The following is a 21,237-nucleotide window of genomic DNA, read 5'->3' on the forward strand; positions in this document are numbered from 1 at the left end:
ATTAGTGGTTTTCTCAGAACCTGATATTTAAGCCTCTCTGGTACAGGTATGTTTTCAGTGCCGGGATCTCGATTTCCTTGTAGTGGAAAATGCTGGCCGCCAATGCAGCATCCGCCTGAGCGTTTTCAAACACATCCATAAAATGATCCATCGTACCTGCTCCTCCAGAGGCGATAACAGGTACATTCAGATTTTGCGACAACTTTCCGGTAATGTCCAGCGCAAACCCTTGTTTGGTACCATCATTGTTCATGGAGGTCAGCAGGATTTCTCCGGCGCCACGTTGGACGGCTTCCTTCGCCCAGTCATAAGCCTTCGTTTCTGTTTTCACCCGGCCACCGTTCAGGTATACATACCAATCCCCATCTTCAAAGCGGGTATCAATGGCCAGCACCACACACTGACTACCGAATTCACGGGCCAGCTCGTCTACCAGTTCAGGACGTTTAAAAGCGGAAGTATTAACGGATATTTTGTCTGCGCCTGATTGCAGTAACACATTCACATCTTCTACGGAAGAAATGCCGCCGCCTACAGTGAACGGGATATTCACATGTTTCGCAATGCGCGTCACCAGTTCAGACAAAGTCTTCCTGCGCTCATTGGTGGCCGTGATATCCAGGAACACCAATTCATCCGCTCCCTGCTCCGCATATAAAGCGCCCAGTTCAATTGGATCGCCTGCATCGCGGATATTTTCAAAGTTCACACCCTTTACTGTGCGGCCATCTTTAATATCGAGACAGGGAATAATACGTTTCGTTAACATGATTAAAAAATTTGGAATTAAGATTGGGATCAGGCATTCAATTTCAGGAATTCACTTAATTCCTGCATACTGATCCTTTCCTCATAAATTGCTTTCCCCACTATCACACCACTGCAACCTGCTTCTGCCAGTGCATGTACATCTGCCATCGTGCTCACGCCGCCACTCGCAACAAAGTCAATCTGCGGGAAGCGTTGCAGGATCTTTTCATACAAAGCGATGGAAGGCCCCTGTAACAGTCCATCCTTTGCGATGTCTGTACAAAAGATATGTTTTACGCCCTGTTTCACATTCTCTTCCAGGAAGTCAAATACAGACAGTTCTGTCGTTTCCAGCCATCCCCCCACAGCGATCTTCTCTTCTTTTACATCTGCTCCCAGGAAGATCTTTTCTGCACCATACTTCTTCACCCATCCTGAAAACAAGGCCGGATCTTTCACTGCTATACTACCAATCGTGGCCAGCGCAGCTCCGTTTTCATATACAATACGCAGATCATCCTCCGTTTTGATCCCACCGCCGAAATCTATCACCAGGCTGGTTTTACCGGCAATAGCTTCCAGCACTTTCCAGTTCACGACAGCGCCTTTTTTCGCGCCATCCAGGTCTACGAGGTGCAAACGGCGTACGCCGATACTTTCAAAAGCCTTGGCTACCTCCAGCGGATGTTCGTTGTACACTTTCTTCTGCCCGTAATCGCCCTGCGTGAGACGCACACATTTACCATCTATAATGTCAATAGCAGGAATAATGGTGAACCCACTCCCTGTTGCCTTATCAAGTTGCAATTTCATCTTGCAGAAAACAATATTATCTTTTGTGAAATGATCGCCCCAGAATTCATACCCGCGCTTTGTATAAAATCCTTCCGCCGTATTACGGGCATTGCACCATAAAGTGGGTATATGCTCTTTTCGGCAAAAGTCTTCCACATATTGCATCAGCATACTGCCGTATCCCTTACCCTGACAATCAGGGTGGACAGCCAGCTTGCGGAACTGTGCCGATTGCTTTTGCGGGAACAGTGATACGATTCCTCTTAACCTTGTGTCTTCAAACAGGCCAAAATGTAAACCGTCTTCATCGTGATCTACCTGCACTGCTTCCAATGTTGCATCAGGATATAACACATCCCTGCGCAGCTGCAATGTATCTGCAGAATTGATCCTTCTTATCTGTACTGGCTGCATAGTATTTTATAACTTCAGGAAATTCTCCAGGATCTTCTGTCCTTCTCCTGCTGATTTTTCCGGGTGGAACTGCACTGCATAGAAATTATCTTTCTGCAATGCAGCACTGTAATTGATGACATAGTTGGTGGTAGCCACTGTATAAGGACTTAACGCCGCATAGTAGCTGTGTACAAAATACATGTAGGAATTTTCCGGTACATGCTCGAACATCGTGCTGTACAATCCTGTTACGTTATTCCATCCTATCTGTGGTATCTTCAGCAGGTTATCCACCGGCGACTGGAAACGTTTTACCTCTACATCGAAAATACCAAGGCAGTTGGTATCGTTCTCTTCCGAGTGTTTACACATCAGCTGCATACCCAGGCAAATGCCCAGCACCGGCTGTTTTAAACTGGTGATGAGCTGGTCCAGTTTCCGCTCCTGCAAATAACGCATAGCGGAACTTGCCTCTCCCACACCGGGGAAGATCACTTTATCTGCCGCCTTAATCGCTTCCGGATCGTCTGTTACCACACCTTCCACTCCCAGTCTGTCCAGTGCAAACAGCACAGAACGGATGTTACCGGCATTATATTTTATGATGACCGTCTTCATATACTCTTCTTGTCTATTTTACGCCAGCAATAAACTGCTGTATTGCTGAATCCAGGTTAGTTGCTTTCTCGATGGCGCGGATAAAGGCTGTGCCTATCACTCCGCCGTTACTGTGTACTGTAGCAGCATCAAAGGTAGCTTTATCTTTGATACCAAACCCGATCAGTACGGGATTCTTCAGCTTCAATGCCTCCAGTTTTTCGAAATAAGCCTGCTGATGTCCCATGTCTTTATCCGTGCCTGTAGTTGATGAAGAAGACACCGCATATATAAATCCTTTGCTCACACTGTCTATCTTACGGATGCGTTCTTCACTGGTTTCAGGCGTTACGAGAAAGACCAGGTGCAAACCATACTTTTCAAAAACCGGCCTGTATTCGGACTCATATTCATCCATCGGCAGGTCGGGCAGGATCACACCATCCACACCTACTTCAGCACATTTCTTACAGAAGTTCTCAATACCATACAGCAGTACCGGATTCAGATATCCCATCAGGAGTACGGGTACATGGACCTGTTCCCTGAAATTTTTCAGCTGTTCAAACAGTACTCTTAAGCTCATACCGTTACTGATAGCCCGGGTACTGCTATCCTGGATCACAGGGCCATCTGCCAGTGGATCGGAGAAAGGCATACCGAGTTCGATAATGTCCGTGCCATATTGCTGTAGTGCCTTCATGACAGGCAATGTATCATTCAGCTCGGGGAATCCTGCTGTACAATAAATATTCAGCACCCCCTTTCTTTTGCCGGCAAATAATTGATCTATACGATTGCTCATAAAATATGTTTATACGTTACCGCCAGTATTACCGGGCAAATTACGAATGTAAGTTTCCATGTCTTTATCCCCGCGTCCACTCAAACATACTACTACCACATCATCGGGCTTGAAAGCTACCTGTCCCAGTTTAGCCAGCGCGTGAGAAGATTCCAGTGCCGGAATGATACCTTCCAGGCGGGTCAGTTCATACGCTGCCTGTAAAGCTTCATCATCTGTCGCATTCAGGAATGTAGCGCGTCCAGTCTCATAAAGATGCGCATGCAGTGGCCCGATACCGGGATAATCCAGTCCTGCGGAGATAGAATACGGCTCGGTGATCTGCCCATCTTCTGTTTGCATCAGCAGGGTTTTACTTGCGTGGATGATACCCAGCTTACCCAGTTGCGTGGTGGCTGCGGAATGACCGGAATGTACGCCCTTACCACCTGCTTCTATAGCGATCAGTTTCACATCCGGTTCATCCAGGAAGTGATAATATGCGCCGGCTGCATTACTGCCACCGCCGATACATGCCATCACGTAATCAGGATTTGCACGACCTGTTTTTTCCAGCAATTGTTTTTTGATCTCCTCGCTGATCACAGACTGGAAGCGGGTCACCATATCCGGATAAGGATGTGGGCCTGCCGCTGTACCAAGAATATAATGTGTATTCACGGGGTTATTGATCCAGTCGCGGATCGCCTCATTACAGGCGTCTTTCAGGGTCTGACTGCCGCTGGTAGCTGGTACTACTGTCGCACCCAGCATTTTCATACGCGCCACATTCGGCGCCTGACGCTTGATGTCGATACTGCCCATGTACACCACACATTCCAGTCCCATCAGGGCACACACCGTAGCAGTAGCTACCCCATGCTGTCCTGCACCGGTTTCAGCGATGATACGCGTCTTGCCCAGGCGCTTTGCCAGCAGGATCTGCCCGATCGTATTGTTTACCTTATGAGCACCTGTATGGTTCAGATCTTCCCGTTTGAGATAGATCTTCGCTTTATACTTCTCAGACAAACGTTTTGCGAAGTATAAGGGAGAAGGACGACCTACGTAGTCGCGCAACAACTGATCAAATTCTTCCTGGAATCCCGGATCACGCAGTATTGCCAGGTAATTGCGCTGTAGCTCCTCCACATTCGGATATAACATCTCCGGAATGTAAGCGCCGCCAAATCTGCCGTAAAAGCCTTTTTCATCTACATGATATTTAGAGCCGAACGTATTTTCCGCGATCTTCATGCTATGATTATTTTAAATAAGTTGAATGAATCTGATCTGTAAATAACCGCACCTTTTCCATGTTCTTCACACCCGGTTGTGTCTCAAACCTGCTGTTGACATCCACCGCAAATAAAGCAGGCAGCTGCAGCTGCATTAACTCAGGCGTTTCTTCCAGACCTATGCCACCGCTCAGGTAGAAAGGGTGTGAATATGGATAGGTCTTCAACAATTCCCAGTTAAACCGTTTGCCGGTTCCACCATATTCCTTACCTGCTTCGGTATCGAACAGGAAATAGTCTGTCACCGGCAGATAAGCAGATAACAATGCTGACCAGTCTACGTTTTCTCCCAAGCGGAAAGCTTTTATCACCGGTACACTTTTCCGTATAACAGCACAGTACTCCGGTGTTTCATCACCGTGCAGCTGCACCATATCCAGACCATAATCAGCAATGGTACGTTGCACCTGTTCCAGTGGCGCATTTACAAATACACCTACTTTTTTGATGCCTTCCGTTTCGCGGACAGTACGGGCATCTATTTTGTGTGCCGCAAAACGCGGCGACTTTTCATAGAATATAAAGCCGGCATAATTAACCTGGTAATTCACCAGTTGTTGCAGGTCTTCTCTCCGTGTAATACCGCAGACCTTTATTTTCATTGTACTGATTTATTGGCCAGTTCTGTCACAAAGTGCTCAAATGCTCTTGGCGGATTTTCCTGTTTCATAAAATGCTCCCCTATCAGAAATCCCTGGAAGCCCGCCTGTTTCAGCGTTACAATAGCATCGGTATTGCTGATACCACTCTCAGCTACCTTACATTTATCCGCAGGGATCTGCGGCGCAAGCTCACAGGAGCGGTTGAAATCAACCTTAAAGGTGGTCAGGTCACGGTTGTTGACGCCGACCATCTGTATATGACTGGTCACTTTCTCCAGCTGATCTCCGCTATGTACCTCCAGCAATACTTCCAGTCCCAGGTTATTCGCAAAAGCTGCCAGCTGTGCTACTTCCTGCTTTGACAGACATTCTGCTATCAGCAGGATCACATCAGCACCAATAGCTTTCGCTTCCAGGATCTGATATTCATCAATAACAAAATCCTTCCGGAGGATAGGGATATTATTCAGCGCCCTTGCCTGTTGCAGATCATCCGAAGAACCACCAAAGTATTTCTCGTCTGTCAGCACTGACAGGCCGGATGCGCCATAGCGCGTATATGCGGTTGTTACATCCTGCACAGTTACATTGCCATTGATAACGCCCTTTGAAGGAGAACGTCTTTTGAACTCCGCAATAATACCTGTCTTCTCCGGGTCACGGAGAAACTGGGCCAATGACAGTGGTGTACGTTTGAACCAGGATACCTGTTCCAGTTCTTCCACGCTCCGCTGTTGTTTGCGGGCGGCCACTTCTGTGTGTTTGTGGGCTACTATTTCTGTCAGGATATTTTTCATGATTGCAAGCTTATCAACTTCTTAAACGCATTATGCGCTGCGCCTGATTCCAGCGACTCTACAGCTGCGAGGAAACAGTCGTTATAGTTATCAAATTTCTCCATACAATACAGTCCCATGGCAGCATTAGCCAGTACGACCGAGTTCTGTGCCCAGGTTCCTTCCCCTTTCAATATCTTCATAAAGATCTTTGCTGCCGCTTCCACTGTGTTACCACCATAGATATCTTCGGGATATACCTTGCGTTTACCCAGCTGTTCAGGCGTCCAGTCTTTCTCTCCCTCATTCGTAATAACGCGCGTATCTGCAGTCAGGGAGATCTCATCATATCCGTCCAGGCTATAAACGATTGCATAGCGCTTGTCAGTCTGCTGGAACAGATAATTATACACTCTCGCCAATTCCAGGCTATACACACCTATCAGCTGATGCTGCGCGAAAGCCGGATTCACCAGCGGGCCCAGCATGTTGAAGAAAGTACGGATCCCCAGCTGACGGCGCACACCGGCCACATTCTTCAATGCAGGATGGAACAATGGTGCATGCAGGAAACAAACACCCGCTTCTTCTAGCTCTTCCCTGAGTTTTGCATCATCATTCTTGAACTTGTACCCGGCAGATTCCATCAGGTTGGAAGCTCCGCTAATGGAAGATACGCCATAGTTGCCATGTTTGGCTACTTTACCGCCTGCGCCCGCTACAATGAAGCAGGACAGGGTGGATACATTAAAAGTATTCTTACCATCGCCACCGGTACCTACTATATCAAGTACTTCATATCCATTCAGGTTCACCGGCACACATAGTTCCAGCAATGCATCCCGGAAGCCCAGCAGTTCATCTACAGTAATGCTGCGCATGAGGAAAACGGTCATAAAAGCGGCAAGCTCACTTTCATTGTACATGCCTTTTGAAATACTGATGAGTATCTCTTTGGCCGCCTCCCGGCTAAATGTTTTATGTTCAAAAAGGTAATTGAGTATCTTTTTCATTACTTGGAATTTAAGCATTCAACCAGTTACGAAGTATCTGTTCTCCCTGTGGCGTTAATACACTTTCGGGATGGAACTGCACGCCACTTACGTCATACTTGTTATGCTGCAGCGCCATGATATATTTATTATCATCCCGGGCAGTTATTATCAGATCAGGCGATAATGTTGCTTCATCTACCACCCACGAGTGATAGCGGCCTACTTCCAGCTGATCGGGCAAACCATTGAACAGTCTTCCGTCCCTCGCTGTGATATTCACATTCGTTGCTACGCCGTGATATACATCTTTCAGATTGATCAGCTTTGCACCGAAAGCCTCTCCGATAGCCTGTTGACCCAGGCACACTCCAAAGATGGATTTACTCGCTGCATATTCCGTGATCAGCGGCAGCAGCAGCCCTGCTTCCTCAGGAATACCTGGCCCGGGAGACAGGATGATCTTGTCATAGTCCTTTACTTTTTCTAATGGTATTTCATCGTTGCGCACCACCGTCACTTTACCATTGATGATCTTCTCCACCAGGTGCACCAGGTTATAGGTAAATGAATCGTAATTATCGAACACCAGAATATTCATGTCAGATATTTTGAGCCATTATAATGGCCTGTTTTAATGCATTCAGTTTATTGTTCACTTCTTCCAGCTCAGAAGATGCGACAGATTTCGCTACTACACCGGCGCCTGCCTGGTAGTATAATGTATTTGCCTTGCTCAACACAGAACGGATCATGATGGCATGGTTAAAATCACCATTGAATCCTACTGATCCGATACAGCCTCCGTAGAAACCGCGGGCGGTGGGTTCATTTTCATCAATGATCTCCATTGCCCTGTACTTCGGCGCGCCAGACAATGTTCCTGCCGGGAAAGTAGCTGCCAGCAATGAGAATGGGTTCAGTCCGGATTGTATTTTACCTGTCACTTCACTCACCAGGTGAATAACATGTGAATAGTACTGTATCTTCCTGTATGATTCTACTTCCACATCTGTTGCCAGTCTGCTCAGATCATTCCGGGCCAGATCGACCAGCATCACATGTTCTGCATTCTCCTTCGGATCTTCCAGCAGTTTTGCCGCCAGCTGTCTGTCCTGTTCATCATCACCCGTACGTTTGAAAGTACCTGCAATAGGATGAATAGTAGCTTTATTATCCTTAATGATCAGCTGTGCCTCTGGTGAGGAGCCCATTAATTTGTAATCGCCGTAATCGAAGAAGAAGAGATAAGGGGAAGGGTTAATAGAGCGGAGAGCGCGGTACACATTGAATTCGTCACCTTTGAACTTTTGCTGGAAGGCTCTGGAGAGTACAACCTGGAAAACGTCGCCGCGGAAGCAGTGTTGTTTACCTTTTTCGACGATCTCCATATACTGTTCATTCGTCAGGTTACTCTTTTCCTCCCCGTCTGCCTTGAAACCGTAGCTAGGTACGTCCTTTTGTCTTATCAGGGATTCAATGAGATCAAATTCGCTGTCAAGGCCTTCTATCACATTCTCACAGAGATAAAGCTCATCTTTAAAGTGATTGATGGCGATGATGTATTGATAAAAACGGTAGCGCATCAATGGGATGGTATTACCGTTCTGTTTATCCTTGTTAAATTCTATTGTTTCGAAGAACTGTACCGAATCAAATGTGCTGTATCCAAATAAACTGTGCACTACTGGCAGTACCGGCTTATCGGCGAAGGTGAAATTACCGAGGAATTTCTGCAGCTCACTCAACACGCTTTGTTTGTTCTTGAGCTGTTTCCTTTCTGGCGGGAGATTAGGATACTTAAATTCAAAATCGGAGGTGCTGGTCACTTCAATGCCAGCAATAGGCTGGATGCAGATGAAGGAGAAACTGTTTTCACTTGCGCGATAGTCTGTACTTTCCAGCAGTACGGTACCAGGAAACTTGTCGCGGAGCCGCAAATAGATACCAACAGGCGTGAACACGTCTGCCAGCATTTTCTTTGATTTTGATTTTACTTGAATACTACCCATTGGTTTGTGATTGAGTGAGGGTGACTATCTAAAACGAAGAAGGCCCGCTGTGTAACAGCGAGCCTTCCAAATTATATTTCATTACGAAACATGGCACTGTAACACCGTATCAGGAACTGATATTGTGCCACCACCAATGCTTGTTTGTAATATTTGTTATCATGTTTTAATATCTTGCGGAACAAATATCCGGCGTTTTTTGAAAAGATGCAAATTTTTTTTGAAAAAATTTGTGAAGCGATAAGTTCCTGGCTTTCTGTTGCGAAATTGTACATCTTTTAGTGCTTTAGGCTTGCTTTCATTTTCCGGCCGCCCTGGTGTAGATCATCCTGACGGGCGCTGCTAAGGCCTCCGGTTCTCTTCCCGGGGCAGACATTCCTCGCTGGCTCTTTTTCCAGATACTTTTAGGTTGCCGCTTATTCCTCTGGGGACATTCCGCGCCGGTTCTTTTTCCGGATACCTTTAGGCTGCCACTTATTATCCGGGGACAGACATTCCGCGCCGGTTCTCTTTCCAGATACCTTTAGGCTACCGCTTGTTCTCCCGGGGCAGACATTCCGCGCCGGGGTCAGTGGGACTGCGGTCGGCGCCTCTCCGGGCATCAGATCGCTGATTGTTGTTTGTCAATCGTATGAACTTGGGAATATCTTTGAAACTTCATCAATCGTGCACCCGAATAGCCGAAGGCCCGCAGTCTCCACTGAACCCCGTCTTCGTCATGGTCTGCCTGTAATATTCAGAGACAATGCAGCGACATTGCTTCAATAGTGTCTTTGTTGCATTAACTGTGCTATTGCATTCATAATGCTGTGTCGATAATGTCGTTCCACCTCTATTCCTGCCGTACTCTGTTCCTGCTGTCCTCTATTTCATCTGATCTATTCCGTCCCGATCTGACCTATTTATCTGATTCATACCTCCTGATTTATTCGTCCCGACTTAGACTTCTTGATTTATTCATCCTGGCCTATTGCCTATTCATTCTAATTATTTCATCCCATTCCCTCTATCCTCCTCCTATTCCGTTCCATTCCCAATTGTCCATTATAAGGGCTCCAAAGAAAAACTTAACCAATATCCTGATAGCGCCCAACCACTCATAGGACCCCAGCTAAGTAGCAGACGGTTAAAGATGGAGACTGCGGGCCTTCGGCGCCGACCGCAGTCCCATACTTTAACCGCACACTACTTGCGATAAAAAAATCACACAATATCCTGATAGACTGCGGAGCTTGCAATTACAGCACGCCCTTGGTGCTCGGCAACTGCATATTCGCGGGATTCCTCTTCACTGCCATTTTTATCGCCTTCGCAAACGTCTTAAAGATCGCCTCGATCTTGTGATGCTCATTCTCGCCCTCAGCTTTGATATTCAGATTACACTTCGCCGCATCAGAGAAGGATTTGAAGAAGTGAAAGAACATCTCCGTCGGCATCTCCCCTATCTTCTCGCGATTAAACTTCGCATCCCATACAATCCAGTTCCTGCCACCAAAATCAATCGCAGCCTGCGCCAGACAGTCGTCCATTGGTAAGCAGAAGCCGTAACGCTCAATGCCTCGCTTATCAGCCAGCCCTTGCGCCATTGCTTCTCCCAACGCGATACCTACATCTTCGATGGTGTGATGCTCATCAATATGCAGATCTCCCTTTGCCTTGATGGTCAGGTCAATGCTGCCATGACGGGCAATCTGATCCAGCATATGATCAAAGAAACCCAGGCCTGTGCTGATATCGGCCTTACCGGTACCATCCAGGTTTAAAGAAATGAAGATGTCTGTTTCTTTAGTCGTCCGTGTATGTGAAACGGTACGCAAGCCTAATTTCAGGAACTCGTAGATCTTCTCCCAGTCGGTAGATTCCAGCGCGATCACTTCTTTCAGGGCCTGCGCATTGGAATTGACCTCTGCACTCCCCAGACCAGTACCTTCGTTCATCCAGATAGCCTTAGCGCCAAGATTCTTTGCCAGCTGCACGTCTGTGATACGATCGCCGATCACGAATGAATTTGCGAGATCATAGTCGGCGGAGAAGTATTGTGTTAGCATGCCTGTACCCGGCTTACGGGTAGCCGCATTCTCATGAGGGAAGGTACGGTCGATGTGTGCCGCTTTGAAAATTACGCCTTCATTCTCAAACGCCCGCACAATAAAGTTCTGCGCCGGCCAGAAATCGGCCTCCGGAAAGCTGGCAGTACCCATGCCATCCTGGTTTGTCACCATTACCAGCTCATAGTCCAGTTCCGCAGCAATGCGGGAAAGGTAAGTAAAGACCTTCGGATAAAATTCTATCTTCTGAAGGCTGTCGATCTGGTATGTAGGTGGTACTTCTTTGATAATTGTACCATCCCTGTCTATGAAGAGCACTCTTTTCATTGTAGCTGTGTGTTGTTATGTTGTACAGTGGCGAACTGTTGTTATTGAAGTAGAGTATTATACAGTGACCTGTGCGATTGTTTCCAACAAAGTGGTATTCTCTTCCGGTGTACCTACGGTGATACGTAAGCAGCCATTACACAATTCTACTTTGGAGCGGTCACGTACGATGATACCTCTTTCTACCAGGTAGTTGTAAATACCTTTAGCATCCACTGTTTTAGCCAGCAGGAAGTTGGCATCACTCGGATATACTTCCAGCACCTGCGGCAGATTGATCAGGGAAGCAGCCAGTTTATCTCTTTCCACTACGGTGTCCTTGATCCACTCATTCACCTGGATGATATTATCAAGCGCTTCCAGCACAAGGTCCTGCGCTGCCTGGTTAATGTTATATGGAGGCTTTACTTTATTCAGGACGTTGATGATCTCTTCTCCGGCGAAAGCCATGCCTACGCGCAGTGCCGCCAGTCCCCATGCTTTGGAGAGGGTCTGCATTACAACGAGGTTAGGGTATTCTGTCAGTTCGGGAATGAATGTTTTCTGACGGGCGAAGTTGATGTATGCTTCATCGATCACTACGATACCGTCAAAATTATTCAGGATCATTTCAATGTCGGAACGGTTGATGGAATTGCCGGTGGGGTTGTTGGGAGAGCAGATAAAGATCAGCTTTGTACGCTCATCTACAGCTTCCTGCAGGGCTGCCATATCAATCTGGTAGTCGGGCGTTAGCGATACTTTACGAACGATCACATCATTGATATTAGCGCTCACTTCATACATGCCGTAAGTGGGTGGGAACAATACCACATTGTCGATACCCGGACGACAAAAAGAGCGGTACAGTACATCTATCACTTCATCGCTGCCATTACCGAGGAAAATATTCTGTGGTGGCACACCTTTGATATCTGCCAGCTTATATTTCACTTTCCACTGCATAGGATCAGGATAGCGGTTGTAAGCCACCGGCAGTGGAGAACCAAAACTGTTTTCGTTGGCATCGAGGAAAATGGAAGCCTCGCCTTTGAATTCGTCCCTGGCGGTGGAGTACGGCACCAGGCGTTTTATATTGTCGCGTAGTAAGCTATTAAGATCGAACATTGATAAAAGATTTTATAGTTGAGTCTTTTGTTTCAGGCGGACAGTCACTGCATTCTTATGAGCGTCCAGTCCTTCAGCGGCGGCCATCGTTTCGATGGTGGCCCCTATCTGTTGTAATCCTTCCTGCGTGAGGCGCTGGAAGGTGATCTTTTTTACAAAGCTATCGAGAGATACGCCACTGTATGCAGTTGCATAACCATTGGTCGGCAATGTGTGATTAGTACCCGAAGCATAGTCGCCCGCACTTTCCGGTGAATAGTTTCCGAGGAATACAGACCCTGCATTCACTACAGCGTCAGCGATGGAAATATCATCTTTACAAGCTACGATCAGGTGCTCAGGAGCGTATGCATTCAGCAGGTCCATGGCTTCAGGCGTATCTTTTACAAGAATGATCCGGCTGTTTTCCAATGCCAGCGCTGCAATATCCTTACGTGGCAATTGCGCCAGCTGATCGGCAACTTCCTGTTGTACTGCCTTGATGATCTCACGTGCTGTAGTTACCAGCAATACCTGGCTATCAGGACCGTGTTCGGCCTGAGAGAGGAGGTCGGCCGCAACGAAAGCAGGTACGCAGGTTTCATCTGCGAGTACGGCTACTTCGGATGGACCGGCAGGCATATCGATCGCTACACCGCTTTTATTAACAAGCTGTTTCGCGCAGGTTACATACTGGTTACCCGGACCGAAGATCTTATGCACACGCGGTACACTTTCTGTACCATAGGCCATTGCGCCAATTGCCTGTACACCGCCTATTTTGAAAACACGCTCTACGCCCACCTCCTGTGCAGCAAATAATACGGCAGGATGTACATCACCGGCAGCATTAGATGGCGTACACAGGATGATCTCCTTACAACCTGCGATCATGGCAGGTATACCCAGCATGAGGATAGTAGAGAACAGCGGGGCAGAACCTCCGGGAATATACAGACCTACTTTTTCAATAGCCACCGGCTTACGCCAGCATTGTACGCCGGGCATGGTTTCTATGATCCTGCTCTGTTCCTGCTGTGCCTTGTGAAAGACTTCTATATTATGTTTTGCCTGGAGGATGGCCTTTTTCAGATCTGCATCCAGCACATTGTTGGCGTGTGCAAATTCTGCAGGAGTGACCTCCAGTGCATCTAATTGCACCTTGTCAAACTGCTGCGCATATCTGCGCACTGCTGCATCTCCGTCCTGCTTTACCGCAGCGAGGATGTTGCCTACACTGGTTTCCAGCGCTGTTGTATCTAAAACCGGACGTTGGAGTAATGCCGGCCATTGAGCACGTTCTGGATATTCGAATACAAGCATGGTATAATCAATTACGTTGAACTATTATTGAATGACAATGATCAGTGATGACTACAATGATCCCTGATTATATGATCATCTTTTCAATTGGCACTACAAGGATACCTTGTGCACCAGCTGCTTTCAGGCTTTCAATAATATCCCAGAAAGCATTTTCATTCAACACGGAATGTACAGAGCTCCAGCCTTCTTCTGCCAGCGGCAGTACTGTAGGGCTCTTCATACCCGGCAGCAGCGCAATGATCTCCTTCAGTTTGTTATTAGGTGCGTTCAGCAGCACGTATTTATTGTTCTTTGCTTTTTTAACAGCCTGGATACGGAACAACAGTTTTTGCAACAGTGTTTCCTGCTCAGGCGTCAGATTGCTGCTACTGATCAAAGCCGCTTCAGATTTCAGGATCACTTCCACTTCCTTCAGGCCGTTCATGAACAGCGTTGAACCACTGCTTACCAGGTCACAGATGGCGTCTGCCAATCCGATCCCTGGAGCGATCTCCACCGAACCACTGATCTCGTGGATCTCGGCGCTGATGTTATGCTCATTCAGGAAGTTTTGTAATATCACCGGATAGCTGGTAGCGATACGCAGCTGGTCCATGTCTTTCACACCGTTATACTCTACAGATTTTGGCACTGCCAGAGAGAGGCGGCATTTACCGAATCCCAGTTTCTCCGCAACCTTCACAGGACGGTTCTTTTCCAGGATCACATTTTCACCTACGATACCGATATCTGCCACACCATCTTCTACGTATTGCGGAATATCATCATCGCGCAGGAAGAAGACTTCCAGCGGGAAATTACTGGCTTCCGTTTTCAGTTTGTTAACACCGTTGTTAATGTCGATACCACATTCTTTCAACAGTTTGATTGAGTCGTCGTGTAAGCGACCGGATTTCTGAATGGCAATTCTCAGTTTCATGTTTTTGACAATGTTCGGTGAAAACAAAAAGGGGCTTACCGTTTGGTAAGCCCCTGATGATGTTTTAATATCTTATTAGGTATACATAAAATCATCCCAGCCTACCTGCGTGGTAAGAAATGATGGTGATGATGTGTATGTACGTTAATGTTCATAATTTGAAATAACGATGCGAAGGTAATAACAATTTTGAATAATCAAACTAATTTTTGCATATCCGCCATTATTTTAATGTAAACCCTGCTGACTGGACGTCCCTGCTATTAGTACCTACAAACACGGTAAAATCGCCCGGTTCTGCCTTCCAGCGCATATCTTTATCGTAGAACTTCAGGTCCTCTACAGAAATATCAAAGGTCACCGTCTGGGTCTGTCCTTTGGCCAGCGCGATCTTTTTATAGGCTTTCAGCTCTTTTACCGGCCGGGTAACTGACCCTACCATGTCCCTGATATAGAGCTGTACTACCTCTTCGCCGTCATAATTCCCGCTGTTAGTCACCGGTACGCTCACCTGTAGCTTGTCTGCTGCTGTGATCTGCTGCTTGCTCAGTTTCAGATCGCCATAGGTGAACTTTGTATAGCTCAGCCCATACCCGAAGGGATACAGTGGCTCATTGTCCGTATCGAGATACTTTGTTGAATACTTATTATTGGGGTTCAGCGGTCGGCCGGTATTCTTATGATTATAGTAGATCGGTATCTGGCCTACATTCCGTGGAAAGCTCATTGTCAGCTTACCAGCCGGATTGTAATCGCCAAACAACACCGAACTAATGGCATTACCCGCACGGGTACCGAGGAACCAGGTTTCCAGGATGGCAGGAATATGGGCGTCTTCCCATTCCAGCGTCATCGGGCGACCATTCATCAGCACCAGTACTACAGGTTTACCCGTGGCATGTACTGCCTTCAGCAGCTGTTGCTGGTTTTCCGGGATGCTGATATTGGACCTGCTGGCCGCCTCGCCGGTCATGCCCTGCGATTCGCCCAATGCCATCACGACGATGTCTGACTGTTTAGCCAGTTCCACGGCTGCCGCCAGCATCGACTGGCTATCAGCCGTATCCGCAGCTTCCAGTTTGAATTTCTGGGTAGCTCTTTTCAATAAGGTGGTATCCGCCGTATAGTGGGCGCCTGGCAGATATTGCACATTGGCAGAACGCTGTTTCAGGGCCTCCAGCAGGGTTACAGCCTTGGTATAATCGCCCGCAGCCGACCAGTTGCCGATCATATCCCGCTGACTATTAGCCAGGGGGCCGATTAATGCGATCTTCGCGTCCTTTTTAAGGGGCAGCAGCTGGTTTTCGTTCTTCAGCAGCACAATGGAGCGTTCTGCTATTTTCTGCGCGGTAGCCAGATTTCCGGCAGACATGATGTCTTTTGCCGTCCTGGTGGTGTCGCAGTATTTAAATGGGTCCTGGAACAGGCCGAGGTCATATTTTGCCGCCAGGATGCGGTATACGGCGCTGTCGATCTCTTTTTGGGTCACTTTTCCGTCCTTCAGCAGCTTTTTCAACTGACCGGCAAAAATGCCTCCCTGCATATCCATATCCACACCGGCATTCAGGGCAGCTGCGCCGGCCTCATATTCATCCTTCACATTGCCATGGGCGATCATTTCATTAATAGCGGTATAATCTGTCACTATGAAGCCTTTAAAGCCCCACTCTTTCCGTAGCAGGTCTGTCAGCAGCCATTTATTGGCAGTGGCAGGCGTACCGTCTATTTCGTTGAAAGATGTCATAACAGTGGCTACTCCAGCATCTATAGCTGCCTTGTACGGCGGCAGGTAATACTGGAACATCTGCCGGCGGCTCATGTCCACGGTATTATAGTCGCGGCCCGCTTCAATGGCGCCATATAACGCAAAGTGTTTCACACAGGCCAGGATGGTATTATCAGCACCCAAGTCCGAGCCCTGGTAGCCTTTTACCTTGGCCTTTGCCACCTGCGTGCCATACCATGTATCTTCCCCTACACCTTCTGCTACGCGGCCCCAGCGGGGATCACGGGCAATATCCACCATCGGTGAATATGTCCAGTGTAACCCGTCGGCACTGGCTTCCTGTGCCGCGATCCTGGCACTCTGCTCCAGCAGGGCCATATCCCAGGTACAGGCTTCTCCTAATGGAATAGGGAAGATTGTCTTATGTCCATGGATGACGTCATACCCGAATAACAGCGGTATTTTCAGCCTGGTGTTCATGGCCATTTCCTGCAACTGGCGGGTATACTGGGGAGTATATGCATTGAAGATCGAGCCGCATAAACCAGCTTCAATATCCTTTTTATATCCCGGTTTCATAAAAGGACCCGTAACGTCCATATCACTGGTGAGCAGGTTCAGCTGCCCTATCTTCTCTTCCAGGGTCATGCGTTTAATCAGATTGCTGACGAAGGTCTGCTTCGTGTTTTGTGCCTTCACGCTGAGGGCAGCCAGCAGCAGATATGCTACCAGCAAGCGCTTCGGGTTCCTCATAACTGTGGTTTTAAAGTTTACAAGTGGGGCTAAGGTAAGGGATTTAAATCAAGGAGAGATGCGATAATTGGGCCCCAAAAGCTCTTAACTAAAAGAGCTGTGAAATACTATCCATCGTCAGGAACATTTTACCGCTATCAGGCAAAACAATAAAACCATACTTTTCATAAAACTGTTGTGCATCCTTATCCAAAGGGTCAACAACTACCGCCATTGAGCCAACTTCCAGGGCAACGTCATGACTCCTTTTTAATGCATCCAATAAAAGTAATTCTCCCAACCGCTGCCCTCGGTAAGAACTATCCACCGCCAATCTACCAAGTAGTGTCACAGGCAAATGATGATAGGAAGCTGGCAACCTTTTTATAATTGCCTCAGGAAGCATACTTCTGTCAATAGAAGCACTTGAAAGTGTATAATAACCTTTGATAGCATTTTTTTCGCCCTCTAATATAAAACAAGCCGATAGCTTTCTTTTTACATCCTGTTTGGCTTGTGTTTTTAAATAACTATCAAGGAGTGGTTTTCCACATTCAAATTCTTTCTTCTTGTGATCCCCGTTTAAATGAACTGTTAAATAAGTCATTTTTCTTTGCTTAACCGCTTATATCGTGCTGCAGCTTCCTTAAGAGATTTGTTAGGTTTACCTGGATTCATAATAGCATCAAAAAAAACTTCCTGATCACGTTGAGACGCCAGGATAGCATTGTGCTTTTCGATAATCTTTTCAGCCTGTGCCTTAACTGAAAAAATTACGAATTCAGATAAAGTTTTAAATCCCCCCAGGTCAGCAGCATGTTCAAAATACTGTTTTAATTCAGTCGACAACCTCGTATCAAACCTTGTCATGCCTGTAGATTTCATTACTAAAATGTTTTAAAAATTAGGGCTAAGATTAGCTTATGATCAATACCCCAAATGTACGGAAAATATCCGTACACCAATTAAAACAAATTAGCTTGTTCGCAAAAACAGGTTATGCATCCACACTTGTGAACTTTTCAGATAAAAGAGAAGCTGAAATATAAATACCAATAAAAAAGGATTTGGGATCTGGTCAACAGTGTATACCATTAAACAATGCTTTTCACAAAAGTAAAAGGCTTTCCTGAAACAGCCTACTAATTGATTAACATTGTTTTATCAACATAGAAGAAAATTATTCAATTATGATCCTGTAATTCTTTCCACGCTATTATCTGTTCCTACAACCTCACCACTACCCTCTTCAACTTCGCCCCACTATACACCTCTCTCCCATCTACCAACACCTTCAACCCCTTCCCTTCTTTATACCGCTCCCCCCTCTTATCCCATCTCACCGTCACTAACTTCCCATGATACGGCACCCCCTCCAGCATAAACCAGTCCCACTGTCCTTCCGAAATCAGCGGATGCAATTCCAGGCGATTATCTGCACGGGGTTTTAGTCCAATCAGATCGTTAATCACCAGATCGCAAAAACCTGAATGATTATAATAACTACTTCTCGGATCATCGCCTTTCAGCCAGTAACCATTACGTTCGTCCTGGTATTCTCCCAGGTAAGGCTTTCCATTCTTCTGATGCGACCGGGCGTACACCTGTAAAGCATGATAATACACAGCCGGCGACATACCATTATGATGTTTGTAACCTGTCAGCAGATTTGCTAATCCTTTTAATGTTTGTGTAGTAGCAAAGGGCCATATCGCGCCATCCCATTCACACCCACCAGTGCCATGTGAGCGGAAGGCAGGGTGTCGTCTTTCAGCAGTGGTCAGCCCCCAGGGCGCATCAAAACCGCTGGTATCCGTAAGTTGCTCCCAGGCTTTGGCGTACCTGGATTTATCAGCAGGTATATTAAAGTACCAGGGAATAAACCCTATCTCTTCCCGTGCATTGGAGAACCTGGTATCGCTACTACCTTTTATGGCCTGTCTTACTTTGAAAAAAGCTGCTGTATCATCCCACAGCTGTTCCTGCACCAGTTGCCTGATCTTTGCCGCATCGGCAGCATATCTTTGCCGCAGGGTATCATTCCCGGCCATAACAGCGATCTTTGTCAGCGCATTGGCATTACCGTACATATAACTGCTGATGGTAGGCCGTGTATGTTTTTCCCGGCGGGCGCCACTGATAGATTCTTCCATTCCATCTTTCACATCGAACTGCCAGAACAGGCCATTGGGCAGGCGTTTTTCCTGCTCCCATAAACGGTAGTCCTTATCCATATATGGCAATAGCGCTGTAATAAAACTACTATCCTTATCCACCAGGAAACGGTTGTATACCGCATCTGCCGCCCAGCTGCTGAACTGATGGAAACGGGGAGACTTCTGCTGTACATCTTTCAGATACCAGTATTGTATATATTGATCGATATATTGCCTGTTCCGCAGCCATCTTCCTTCATAGACGTGATGTCCGAAAGCACAGCTCAGGGCATTGTAGCGTCCCGCATGTTTAACAGGCGTAATGAATTCAGTGAAGATAAACCCATCAGGCGTTTCTTTCAGGTGCTTGCGGAATGTCCACCAGCGATAATAGTAAGTTTGTTCTATGATACTATCAGGACATTCGAGTAATGGCACATTTGTTTTCAGCCAGTCGAATGCCTGCGCATTACTCACATAGTTGACCACATATTCCGAGTCAAGGCTGTTGAAACGGTTGGTATACTTTTGCAGTGTATTCTGCAAGACATACTGTTTCACTGATGTTTCAACACCCGCTCTTTTACCATCATTTCCCCGCTGACCCAAAAGATGTAACGGGAAGAAAACACATATCGCTGCTATTGCTTTAAAGGTTCCCAATTGCCAAATACTTTAGTGAGTGTAATATTTTTTGCATCCTTCGCGCTTAGTTGTTTCGACCAGGCTACACGTTGACGGCTAACAGCACCATCACCAGTGTTTTCATATTCAGCATACCTGGCTGTTTGTTCATTCTCCGGTTTGTCCCAGTTATGCCATCCATGGGGCAGAATATGTGCCCCCAACGTACAGTGCATGAACACTGTAGCTGCATAGGGACGCCATGGACGGCCCAGGTACACCTTTTTCGCACTTGAATCAGCCCTTAACGTACAATGATTGAATACAAACCCATATGACTGCCGTTCCGTTGTAGAAGCGGCAGTAATGTAAGAATCTCTTTTACTGTGGATAGTGCAGCCTTCGAACCATACCGTTGCTGCACCAAAAATGAAGTCGGTGGTACCGGTGATATAACAATCCTTATAATATTGCCTGCTGTCCGCCCTTCCGGCATACAGTGTATCCTGGTTACCTAAGAGCCGGCAGTGACGGAAAATGCAGCGATCGCCTTCCACGTGCAGGGCCACTGCCTGTCCTACCGGACCAGCGGCATTTTCAAAGGTCAGGTTTTCAGCGATGATATCATCTCCTGCTATCAATACGGTATACGAGGTAAACGTGCCGAACTTATCCCTGCCGGACGCATCCCTACCAGGATAAGGCTTTCCCGAATAATCACTGTTGGTGATGATAGTACTGTCCCTATCTTCCCCCTGTAAAGTAATGCTGCATTTCCAGGAAGGGATACACAACTTTTCATGATACACCCCCTTCCGGATGAAGATCGTAACGCGGAAATACGTAAAATCCCGTACGGCATTCACCGCCTCCTGTATCGAGCGATAATCGCCGGTACCATCCTGCGCTACCACAAGACGCTTACGTGTATCCTGCGCATGCACGCAAAATGACAGCAGTACAAGTAATACGGAAATAAGATGAACATATTTCTTCATAACAAGGAATTTAGTCATACAGCAGCGGGGACAAACTATAAAAATCTGACCGGTTGAGGAACAAAGCGAGCCTTTTTATTTACGCAATCGTTACCGGTACATTTCAACTCTGCCCCCCTACGACATTTAATTCCTATCCCTACAGAACTTTATCTGAACAAGCATCTCAACCACTGTGGGAATTCCAAATCGGCTATGACAGGAGTATTCGCCATTTTCTTTTATCAAAGAAGCTTATTTACACGATTTATTCCCGTTACTTCCATATCACTTCACCATCATTTCCATATCAC

The 21,237-nt window shown here is 46.8% G+C and carries 19 protein-coding genes; all 19 read right to left on the reverse strand.

Translation table 11 applies throughout. From position 1 onward, the window contains the following. Positions 1 to 13: 13 nt before the first annotated feature. Positions 14 to 769: an imidazole glycerol phosphate synthase subunit HisF gene (gene hisF / locus L3C95_RS21990; protein ID WP_236390813.1), complete on the reverse strand. Its 756-nt coding sequence runs from the start codon at positions 767 to 769 to the stop codon at positions 14 to 16. Between the two features lie 29 nt (positions 770 to 798). After that, the gene (gene hisA, locus L3C95_RS21995) at positions 799 to 1,959 is read right to left on the reverse strand and encodes a 1-(5-phosphoribosyl)-5-[(5-phosphoribosylamino)methylideneamino]imidazole-4-carboxamide isomerase (protein WP_236390814.1); all 1,161 of its coding nucleotides are present in this window, start codon (positions 1,957 to 1,959) and stop codon (positions 799 to 801) included. Positions 1,960 to 1,965: 6 nt separating this feature from the next. Continuing rightward, positions 1,966 to 2,559 (reverse strand): imidazole glycerol phosphate synthase subunit HisH, encoded by a 594-nt coding sequence (gene hisH, locus L3C95_RS22000; protein WP_236390816.1) that lies wholly within the window; start codon positions 2,557 to 2,559, stop codon positions 1,966 to 1,968. Between the two features lie 13 nt (positions 2,560 to 2,572). Beyond that, positions 2,573 to 3,343, reverse strand: a complete 771-nt coding sequence (gene trpA, locus L3C95_RS22005) for a tryptophan synthase subunit alpha (RefSeq protein ID WP_236390817.1) — start codon at positions 3,341 to 3,343, stop codon at positions 2,573 to 2,575. Positions 3,344 to 3,352: 9 nt separating this feature from the next. Then, on the reverse strand, positions 3,353 to 4,579 hold the full coding sequence (gene trpB, locus L3C95_RS22010) for a tryptophan synthase subunit beta (RefSeq protein WP_236390818.1): 1,227 nt from the start codon (positions 4,577 to 4,579) through the stop codon (positions 3,353 to 3,355). A gap of 7 nt (positions 4,580 to 4,586) precedes the next feature. Next, positions 4,587 to 5,222 (reverse strand): phosphoribosylanthranilate isomerase, encoded by a 636-nt coding sequence (locus tag L3C95_RS22015; protein WP_236390819.1) that lies wholly within the window; start codon positions 5,220 to 5,222, stop codon positions 4,587 to 4,589. Next, complete coding sequence (gene trpC, locus L3C95_RS22020) at positions 5,219 to 6,019, reverse strand: indole-3-glycerol phosphate synthase TrpC (protein ID WP_236390820.1); 801 nt, start codon at positions 6,017 to 6,019, stop codon at positions 5,219 to 5,221. Before trpC ends, L3C95_RS22015 begins: the two co-directional genes overlap by 4 nt. After that, positions 6,016 to 7,011, reverse strand: coding sequence for an anthranilate phosphoribosyltransferase (trpD, locus tag L3C95_RS22025; RefSeq protein WP_236390821.1), 996 nt, complete (start codon positions 7,009 to 7,011; stop codon positions 6,016 to 6,018). Before trpD ends, trpC begins: the two co-directional genes overlap by 4 nt. A gap of 10 nt (positions 7,012 to 7,021) precedes the next feature. Beyond that, entirely contained in the window at positions 7,022 to 7,591 is a 570-nt protein-coding gene (locus L3C95_RS22030) for an anthranilate synthase component II (RefSeq protein ID WP_236390822.1), read from the reverse strand. A 1-nt stretch (position 7,592) separates the two neighbouring features. Beyond that, entirely contained in the window at positions 7,593 to 9,002 is a 1,410-nt protein-coding gene (locus L3C95_RS22035; RefSeq protein WP_236390823.1) for an anthranilate synthase component I family protein, read from the reverse strand. A gap of 1,238 nt (positions 9,003 to 10,240) precedes the next feature. Further along, the gene (gene hisB, locus L3C95_RS22040; protein ID WP_236390825.1) at positions 10,241 to 11,377 is read right to left on the reverse strand and encodes a bifunctional histidinol-phosphatase/imidazoleglycerol-phosphate dehydratase HisB; all 1,137 of its coding nucleotides are present in this window, start codon (positions 11,375 to 11,377) and stop codon (positions 10,241 to 10,243) included. Between the two features lie 57 nt (positions 11,378 to 11,434). Next, complete coding sequence (gene hisC / locus L3C95_RS22045) at positions 11,435 to 12,484, reverse strand: histidinol-phosphate transaminase (protein ID WP_236390827.1); 1,050 nt, start codon at positions 12,482 to 12,484, stop codon at positions 11,435 to 11,437. A gap of 12 nt (positions 12,485 to 12,496) precedes the next feature. After that, positions 12,497 to 13,786, reverse strand: coding sequence for a histidinol dehydrogenase (gene hisD, locus L3C95_RS22050; protein ID WP_236390828.1), 1,290 nt, complete (start codon positions 13,784 to 13,786; stop codon positions 12,497 to 12,499). Positions 13,787 to 13,853: 67 nt separating this feature from the next. Then, positions 13,854 to 14,708 (reverse strand): ATP phosphoribosyltransferase, encoded by an 855-nt coding sequence (gene hisG, locus L3C95_RS22055; protein WP_236390829.1) that lies wholly within the window; start codon positions 14,706 to 14,708, stop codon positions 13,854 to 13,856. Positions 14,709 to 14,931: 223 nt separating this feature from the next. Beyond that, on the reverse strand, positions 14,932 to 17,187 hold the full coding sequence (gene bglX, locus L3C95_RS22060) for a beta-glucosidase BglX (RefSeq protein ID WP_236390830.1): 2,256 nt from the start codon (positions 17,185 to 17,187) through the stop codon (positions 14,932 to 14,934). An 88-nt stretch (positions 17,188 to 17,275) separates the two neighbouring features. Further along, complete coding sequence (locus L3C95_RS22065) at positions 17,276 to 17,773, reverse strand: GNAT family N-acetyltransferase (RefSeq protein ID WP_236390831.1); 498 nt, start codon at positions 17,771 to 17,773, stop codon at positions 17,276 to 17,278. Beyond that, a complete protein-coding gene (locus tag L3C95_RS22070) occupies positions 17,770 to 18,051 on the reverse strand; it encodes a DUF1778 domain-containing protein (RefSeq protein ID WP_236390832.1) in 282 nt (93 codons plus the stop codon). The genes L3C95_RS22065 and L3C95_RS22070 overlap by 4 nt, the downstream gene beginning before the upstream one ends. Positions 18,052 to 18,392: 341 nt before the next feature. Beyond that, the gene (locus L3C95_RS22075; RefSeq protein ID WP_236390833.1) at positions 18,393 to 19,985 is read right to left on the reverse strand and encodes an MGH1-like glycoside hydrolase domain-containing protein; all 1,593 of its coding nucleotides are present in this window, start codon (positions 19,983 to 19,985) and stop codon (positions 18,393 to 18,395) included. Next, positions 19,964 to 20,944: a pectinesterase family protein gene (locus tag L3C95_RS22080; RefSeq protein ID WP_236390834.1), complete on the reverse strand. Its 981-nt coding sequence runs from the start codon at positions 20,942 to 20,944 to the stop codon at positions 19,964 to 19,966. Before L3C95_RS22080 ends, L3C95_RS22075 begins: the two co-directional genes overlap by 22 nt. Positions 20,945 to 21,237: the final 293 nt, after the last annotated feature.

It is taken from the genome of Chitinophaga filiformis (assembly GCF_021646545.1).
Lineage (GTDB): Bacteria > Bacteroidota > Bacteroidia > Chitinophagales > Chitinophagaceae > Chitinophaga > Chitinophaga filiformis_A.

Coding starts and splice junctions, on each gene's coding strand:
- hisF (WP_236390813.1), bottom strand. CDS start 769: ATGTTAACGAAACGTATTATTCCCTGTCTCGATATTAAAGATGGCCGC.
- hisA (WP_236390814.1), bottom strand. CDS start 1,959: ATGCAGCCAGTACAGATAAGAAGGATCAATTCTGCAGATACATTGCAG.
- hisH (WP_236390816.1), bottom strand. CDS start 2,559: ATGAAGACGGTCATCATAAAATATAATGCCGGTAACATCCGTTCTGTG.
- trpA (WP_236390817.1), bottom strand. CDS start 3,343: ATGAGCAATCGTATAGATCAATTATTTGCCGGCAAAAGAAAGGGGGTG.
- trpB (WP_236390818.1), bottom strand. CDS start 4,579: ATGAAGATCGCGGAAAATACGTTCGGCTCTAAATATCATGTAGATGAA.
- L3C95_RS22015 (WP_236390819.1), bottom strand. CDS start 5,222: ATGAAAATAAAGGTCTGCGGTATTACACGGAGAGAAGACCTGCAACAA.
- trpC (WP_236390820.1), bottom strand. CDS start 6,019: ATGAAAAATATCCTGACAGAAATAGTAGCCCACAAACACACAGAAGTG.
- trpD (WP_236390821.1), bottom strand. CDS start 7,011: ATGAAAAAGATACTCAATTACCTTTTTGAACATAAAACATTTAGCCGG.
- L3C95_RS22030 (WP_236390822.1), bottom strand. CDS start 7,591: ATGAATATTCTGGTGTTCGATAATTACGATTCATTTACCTATAACCTG.
- L3C95_RS22035 (WP_236390823.1), bottom strand. CDS start 9,002: ATGGGTAGTATTCAAGTAAAATCAAAATCAAAGAAAATGCTGGCAGAC.
- hisB (WP_236390825.1), bottom strand. CDS start 11,377: ATGAAAAGAGTGCTCTTCATAGACAGGGATGGTACAATTATCAAAGAA.
- hisC (WP_236390827.1), bottom strand. CDS start 12,484: ATGTTCGATCTTAATAGCTTACTACGCGACAATATAAAACGCCTGGTG.
- hisD (WP_236390828.1), bottom strand. CDS start 13,786: ATGCTTGTATTCGAATATCCAGAACGTGCTCAATGGCCGGCATTACTC.
- hisG (WP_236390829.1), bottom strand. CDS start 14,708: ATGAAACTGAGAATTGCCATTCAGAAATCCGGTCGCTTACACGACGAC.
- bglX (WP_236390830.1), bottom strand. CDS start 17,187: ATGAGGAACCCGAAGCGCTTGCTGGTAGCATATCTGCTGCTGGCTGCC.
- L3C95_RS22065 (WP_236390831.1), bottom strand. CDS start 17,773: ATGACTTATTTAACAGTTCATTTAAACGGGGATCACAAGAAGAAAGAA.
- L3C95_RS22070 (WP_236390832.1), bottom strand. CDS start 18,051: ATGAAATCTACAGGCATGACAAGGTTTGATACGAGGTTGTCGACTGAA.
- L3C95_RS22080 (WP_236390834.1), bottom strand. CDS start 20,944: ATGAAGAAATATGTTCATCTTATTTCCGTATTACTTGTACTGCTGTCA.